General features: G+C 64.6%; 6 protein-coding genes. 2 read left to right on the forward strand and 4 right to left on the reverse strand.

Going from position 1 to position 6,841, the window contains the following annotated elements; translation table 11 throughout:
- Both pyrB and ACE3UY_RS07990 read right to left on the reverse strand, forming a co-directional pair.
- The coding region (gene pyrB / locus ACE3UY_RS07985) for an aspartate carbamoyltransferase (RefSeq protein ID WP_374687015.1) at positions 1–765 on the reverse strand (765 nt) is incomplete at its 3' end.
- A gap of 150 nt (positions 766–915) precedes the next feature.
- Complete coding sequence (locus ACE3UY_RS07990; RefSeq protein ID WP_374687016.1) at positions 916–1,968, reverse strand: amidohydrolase family protein; 1,053 nt, start codon at positions 1,966–1,968, stop codon at positions 916–918.
- Between the two features lie 529 nt (positions 1,969–2,497).
- On the opposite strand from ACE3UY_RS07990, the gene ACE3UY_RS07995 reads away from it, so the two are divergent.
- The gene (locus ACE3UY_RS07995; RefSeq protein WP_374687017.1) at positions 2,498–4,438 is read left to right on the forward strand and encodes a hypothetical protein; all 1,941 of its coding nucleotides are present in this window, start codon (positions 2,498–2,500) and stop codon (positions 4,436–4,438) included.
- Between the two features lie 12 nt (positions 4,439–4,450).
- Entirely contained in the window at positions 4,451–5,419 is a 969-nt protein-coding gene (locus ACE3UY_RS08000; RefSeq protein ID WP_374687018.1) for a hypothetical protein, read from the forward strand.
- A gap of 94 nt (positions 5,420–5,513) precedes the next feature.
- On the opposite strand, the gene ACE3UY_RS08005 is transcribed toward ACE3UY_RS08000, so the two are convergent.
- Together ACE3UY_RS08005 and ACE3UY_RS08010 are read right to left on the reverse strand one after the other, a co-directional pair.
- On the reverse strand, positions 5,514–5,939 hold the full coding sequence (locus ACE3UY_RS08005) for a bacterioferritin (protein ID WP_374687019.1): 426 nt from the start codon (positions 5,937–5,939) through the stop codon (positions 5,514–5,516).
- A 296-nt stretch (positions 5,940–6,235) separates the two neighbouring features.
- The coding region (locus tag ACE3UY_RS08010) for a hypothetical protein (RefSeq protein WP_374687020.1) at positions 6,236–6,841 on the reverse strand (606 nt) is incomplete at its 5' end.

Genomic DNA, 6,841 nt, shown 5'->3' on the forward strand with positions numbered 1-6,841 from the left:
CACGTAGAGCACGTCGGCGTTCTCAATGACGTCGGCCACGTCGTGGGTCTCGCGGGCGTTCAGGCCGGCGTCGCGCACCTCGTTCATGATCTTCAGCGGCATGCGCAAAATCTCCGGCGAGACGAAGCGCAGGCTGACGTCGAAGTGCAGCAGCAGCTTGGTCAGGCTGTGGACGGTGCGGCCGAAGCGCAGGTCGCCGACCATGGCTATCTTCAGGCCGTTGATGCGCCCCATCTCCTCTTTGATAGTGAACAGGTCGAGCAGCGCCTGGGTGGGGTGCTCGCCGGGGCCGTCGCCGGCGTTGATGACCGGGATGCGGGCCGCCTCGGCCGCCTGGCGGGCCGAGCCGATCTCCGGGTGGCGCAAGACGATGACGTCGGAGTACTGCTCCAACGTCTGGATGGTGTCGGCCAGCGTCTCGCCCTTGCTGACGGAACTGAACTGGACACCCTGCGTGATGGGGATGACGCTGCCGCCCAGCCGCTCCATGGCGGCGATGAAGGAGGCGCTGGTGCGGGTGCTCGGCTCATAGAAGAGGCAAGCCAGCACGCGCCCCTTAAGCAAGTCCACGCCATGGACGCGATTGACCATCTCGCGCATCTCCTCGGCGCGGCCGAAGATGTAGTCGAGCCGGTCGCGGTCGAACTGGTCGACGGAAAGGATGTCCATGCCGGTCATGCCGTTGCCGACGTGGCCGTTCTTGCCCAGACGGGCTTCCAACTCTTCCAGATTGAACAGAGGCTTTAGTTTTAGCGTTTGCATCATCTTATCTCCTTACGGTTTTGATGTTCGTAGTCAGGCGATTCATCGCCGTTCTTCGCGCCCGTAGCGCAGCCATTCCTGGCTGTGGGGTCTAACGCAGCCAGGAATGGCTGCGCTACGAGGAGAACGGCGATGAATCGCCTGACTACGAACCTATAAGACTTTCCCCGATCCGGGCGCGGCCAGCACCGCGCCATCCTCATAAACCACTTGCCCGCGCAGGACGACGCGCCGGACGCGCCCGCCCGCCCGCAGCCCGGCGAAAGCCGTCCAGCCGCATTTGGTCTGCCAACCGCCGGCCGGGATGGTGTAGGGGGTCATGTCCACCTCCACCCGCGTGTCTGGCTGCTGCGGCAGGCCGAAGAGGCGGCGCGGGTTGTCGTGCATCAGCGCCGTCAGCCGTTCGACCGACAGGCGGCCGTCCTCCACGGCCGCCAGCATCAGCGGCAGACTCGTCTCCAGCCCCGGCACGCCCGGCGGCGGCGCGTCGGAGCGCTTTTCCTCCAGCGTGTGGGGGGCGTGGTCGGTGGCGATGCAGTCCACCGTGTCGTTCAGGTGGGCCCACAGCGCGGCCACGTCGTCGGCCGCGCCCAGCACCGGCCGCATGTCGCCCAGCGGGCCCAACCGGGCGGCGTCGGCCTGGCTCAGGAACAGGTGATGCGGCGTCACCTCGCAGGTGACGAGCAGGCCGCGCCCCTTGGCGTCGGCGATTAGCTCGATCTCCTCGCGCCGGCTGACGTGACAGATGTGAACGGCGCGGTCGTAGATGGCCGCCAGACCAATGGCGACGGCCACGCTCTGCTTCTCGGCGTGGAGGGCGATGAGCTTTTCGCGCGGCCAGGTCTGGAAGCAGGCGACGAGGGTCGGCAGGTCATCGACGCGCAGGCGACCGAAGGTGTCGTTGAGGTAGATCTTCAGGGCCGCGGCGTCGGGGGCCAACGCGGGCAACTGGTCGATGTCGGCCGGGGCGGCGCCGGCGAACAGGCCCACGTCGCAGCGGGCGTCGGCCGCGGCGGCGGCGCGGGCCGCAGCCAGGGCGGCCGGCGTAGTCAGCGGCGGACTGGTGTTGGGCATCGCCAGCAGCAGCGTGATCCCGCCGGCCAGCGCGGCGGCCGTGCCGGTGGCGAAGTCCTCCTTGTGCGCGCCGCCGGGCACGCGCAGGTGGGTGTGAACGTCGATGAGGCCGGGGAGGATGAGGTCGGTCATAGGGTCTCCTGAGGCGCGGGGGAGCGGGGGAGCAGGGGGGCAGGGGAGAGCGCCACGCTTATGGAGTGCGCATCCTCAGATGCGCGTGGCGTGGGTAGGGAAGGCTTGCTCCCCCGCTCCCCCGCTCCCCGGCCCCCCTGCTCCGCTGCCACCCGGCAAAAAAAAGCCTGATCCAAAAGGATCAGGCTATAAGGGGTGAGTAGATCGCCTTCTCGCCGGGCCGGGAAGTGGCCGGGGCGGGAAGGTGTTGCGGCGTCTCGCGCCGCGGCCAGTATGTCAGTCTTCGCGCACACTGGAATGCTAGTGTAGCACAGTCACGGCGCAGTGCAAGCAGTTGACAACCCCTGTGGCTGATGATAGGTAATTTGCTTTATTGAGTTGCCGAATTTTCTCAGCTATCATGTCTGGCACACGTTGCCAGCATCGTTACATTGCATACCAGGCTACCATATTTGCGACCCGCCAGTCGACCAGCCGGTTATCGTCATGCATTCGCGAGGGGTGTAATGCATGACCAGGAGCGATGTTCATGCCCGGTCCAATTACGCATTTGATCGTCCAGCAGCGTCTGGCCGAGCGGTTGCGCCGCACGGCCATTTCCATGAAACAGCCGCCCGATCTGGCGGACTTGCTGGCCACCGACCCGTGTAGCCCTTACGCCGGATTTGGCAGTATGGGGCCCGACTTCCTGTTCTTTTCCATGCGCGAGTACCCTGGCCCTCTTGGCGACCTGACCAACTTCCTCTTCGACGCCTACGATGCGCTGGAGCCATTCATCGAGTTCTACGAAGAGAACGTCAAACCCATCGCCGACGCGATTGACGACGTGACGACCTTCATTGATGAGACTTTCTTCGCCGGCGTGTTCGGTGACCTGGGCGCGCTCATTGACGCTATCAGCACCACGGCCATGACTGCCATCGGCAGCGTGATAACCGGCAACATCGATCTCTTCTACCCCTTCTACCCCAAAGTCCAGTCCGGCGCTCCGGAAAATGAGTGGTACTGGTTCGACTTCCTCCACTATCGGCGCACGGGGCAGTTCTGTGAGCGGCTGTGGGACATCGCCACGGCCGCCGGGGATAAGAACTTGCAGCGTTACGTGCTGGGTTATGCCAGCCACATCGGCACGGACGTCGTCGGTCATCCCTTCGTCAACAGCATCGTCGGCGGGCCCTACCGGATGCACTGGAAACGGCACAAGCTGGTCGAGAACTGGATTGACGCCTATGCCCGCAATTTCTACCCGGACAGTCCGGGCACGATCGCCTGCCTCAACCTGACTTCCGATGACACCTACGTCTCCAACGCCATCAACGGCAGCTACTACTACCGATTGTGTGCGTTTCCCGACGAGAAACTGCCGCCGGAACTGGGCAGCATGATCCTGCAGGCGATGGACGAGGTCTACAGCGGCATGCCCCACCCCGTCACCTTTAGCTTCGACGACCTCGACGACACCTACCGCCTCTGGCTCATGTGGTTCAAGCGCGTCACCAGTTTCGGCTCTATGCACCCGCCCACCCCTGTTCCTCCGCCGGGCAGCGCCGCCGCGGGCCTGGTCACCGACTACGTCAGCGGCCTGCCGTCCTTTCCCGGCGGCGGCGGTGGCGGTGGCGGCGGCGGTGGCGGCTTCAGCATTCTGGCTATCTTCGCTGCCATCCTGGAGTTCGTCAAATGGCTGCTGGAGACCATTCTGTATACCATCACCTGGATAGTGACCCACATCGTTGACATCGCCCTCCTGCCCATCACCGAAGCCCTGGCGCTGCTCAAGTGGCTGCTCTACCAGGCCCACAAGGGCGTCTATCAGATCTACGACAACCTGCGGTTCACGCTCGTTTTGGGGGGCTACTTCATGCCCGAACCGCAAGACCTGTTGAAGGAACCGTGGCGGCGGGCGCTGTTGAACACGAGCTTTGTGAGCCTCACCGGGGGCGGCGGCTTCGTCAGCCCTTGCGTCTATCCCCACAAGCAGGTTGAGCACTACCTGTTCGACGTCAATACGCTCAAATCCACCGAGCACCACTTCCGCTACCCCACCACCCCGGTGGAGTTACCCTTCACCGAGGCGCTCCCCTTGCCGCTCTATGGCGTGTTCCCGGAGGCTTTCATCACCGGCTCGTTTGCGTTCGACCCGGTAATCGAGGCGCTCTACGACTGTAGGGGGCCATACGATCTGAGCGTCGCCGATGGCAAATTCACGCCGAACGACTGCAACGAGCGAACCACGGGCGACCCTGCCTGGACGCACGAAGTTGACCAGAGCACGTGGAGCACGGCGCAGTTCGGCAACTGCATGAACTTCAGCGCCCGGTTGATCCTCCGTTTTTTGAACCAGCCGGCGGTCATGCCCGACTTCAACCTCGATGGTGACCGGGGCTATGGTTGGAAAACGTGGCGCGCCCAGGACCCGCCCAACGTCGAACCGAACAACCCCGTGCCGGTCGAAGACTCATATCTGTCGTAGGGGAGGTGCGTAATGTTCGATAGACCAGGCGGACATGATGATGATAACCCAGAAGATCGGCCGTTCGAGGGCCGAACGTATCTCTACATCCGCGACAACGTAGCCGACACGGGCGTCGAACCATCCGCGCCCCCCCAGTGGCTAAGCCCCGACATCACGGTGATCCCGCCCGGCGGCATGCCGGGCGACGACCCGCAGGCCGGCGTGGCGAACGAGGTACGGATCACGGTGCGCAACGGCGGCGGCCTGCCAGCCATCGGCGTCTGGGTAGATGCCTTTGTGGCCGATCCCACGACCGGCTGGACACCGGCAACGGCGGTCTACGTCGGCGGCGTCTACATTGACGTCGCCCCCACCAGCACGAACGATGCCGTGCTGAGCTGGACCCCCCTGCCCGGCCCTACCCATCGCTGCATGCTGGCGCGTTGTAGCCTGATCATCCCCAACGATACCTACGTCAACCCGGCCATCTTCGACGTGGCCAACGACCGGCACGTCGCCCAGCGCAATCTCCACGTCGTCCCGCTGCCTAAGGAAACGCAAGCGATGTCGTTCGGCTTCATGGTGGTCAATCCCTTGCCGGAAGCGCGCACCTTCTTTCTGCGTGTTGACCAGGTCGAACCCGCGGCCGAGAACCTGGCCATGCTGCGGGCGCAGGTGGGCTGCCGCTTCGCCCAGTTCGACGACAGGCCGCTGCGCAACTTCGCGCTGACTATTGGCGATCCGGTTGACCGGGAGGCGCGCGGCGTCCATTTCGGCGTTCTGCCGGAGCTGGCCCACGATGTGGCCGACAGGCAGCAACCCACCACGCGCGTGATGACGGAGGTCAGACTGGAACCGGGCGAGGCCAGACGCGCCGTCCTGACCGTGGTGCGCAATCCCGACACCCGGCCCGGCGATCTCCATGTGGTCGAAGTGGCGCAGTATGACGCGGAAACGCGCCACCCGGTGGGCGGACTGTGGCTCGTCGTGGAGAACTGAACGACGGGGCCAGGAGCACTTAGGAATTAGGAATTATGAAATTGGAAATCAAGAGCCCAGGCGCTTGCATTCATCATTCCTAATTCCTAATTGATCAGAGCGGCCAGTCGCGCAGGATGCGTTCCGTCTCTTCGCGGTGGCCCGTCTCGTCGCGCACCATGTCCTCTAGCTGCACCTTCAGGCCCACGTCGCCAAAGGCATCGGCCTCCTCGGCGCGCTCGGTGTAGCCCTTCACGGCGCGGGTCTCGGCCTCCAGAACGGCCTGGAGCATCTCCTTGTTGGTGGCCGCGACCTTAACGGCGCTGGGGGTGGTCGTCGGCTCGCCGCCCAGGGCGACAACCTTGTTGGCCAGGAATTGGGCGTGCAGCTGCTCGTCCGGCACTTCGGCCAGGAAGAACTGCTCCAACTGGGGCCGGTAGGGGCCGGTCACTTTGGCGGCGTAGGTGGTGTACTGAATGACGGCGGCCAACTCTTCGGCCAGGTCGTGGTTCAGGTGGTCGATCAGGGTTTGCTTGTCCATGGGTTCACATCCTTTTGTTGACGGAAGAAGCAGCCACAGATTTCACCGATGTCGCCGATGACGCACGTTCCGCAGCGGCGTATCCACGACAAGCTGGTCATCTGTGAATTGCTCGATCCATGAGGGAAAGGTGGAGCGGTTGCCGGCGCGGGGGCCTGGCTGACCGCCTGATACCCTCTATCGTACCACAATTCGCGGCACGGTCACTCTATATCGGGGATAAATTCGGGACAAAGAGCGGGAGAGCAGGGGGGCGGGTGCACCCCCGCCCCCCTGCTCCCCCGCTCCCCTGCCACTTATGGATACGGATAGGGCGGCGGGGTCGAAGTCGGGGGCACGCCCGGCCCGGTGCGATAGTAGATGTGGAAGCTGTCGATCCGGTCGGTCGTCCCGGCGCGGTCGGGGAAGCTGAATAGCGGGACGCGGTATTGGCCGTTATGGCCTAAGTACTCGAACACCTCGGAGTGGCTGCCGTTTGCCCGGTCTGCGGCGAACGCGCCCTGGGTCAGAAAGTTGAAGCGGTCGAACCCTTTGCGCGTCTCCTCATGGGCCAGGGCGATGAGGGCGTTGCGCGGCAGCCCTTCGGCCGAGCCATCGTGGTAGGGGAACCACGTCCCGGCTGTGTCCGCGCCGAAGCGGCTGCCGCAGAAGGCCAGCACGTCCTCGCCGCCGCCGGAGAGCCAGCCGCCGGCCCCGTCGGGCACGCGATAGGCCCCGACGGTACTGATGAGGGCCATGCGCGCGCAGGAGTAGGCAGCCGGCGTGTCGCGCACCTCCAGGACGTAGACGGCGTCGATGCGCTCGCCGGCCGTCGTCAGGCCCACGTCGGAGCCGTCGAAGTAGAGGCTGAAGTTGGTGTAGATGTCCTGCGTGCCGGGAACCCATTCGGCCCGGATGAGGTC

Source organism: Promineifilum sp. (SeqCode) (genome assembly GCF_041918635.1).
Classification (GTDB): domain Bacteria; phylum Chloroflexota; class Anaerolineae; order Promineifilales; family Promineifilaceae; genus Promineifilum.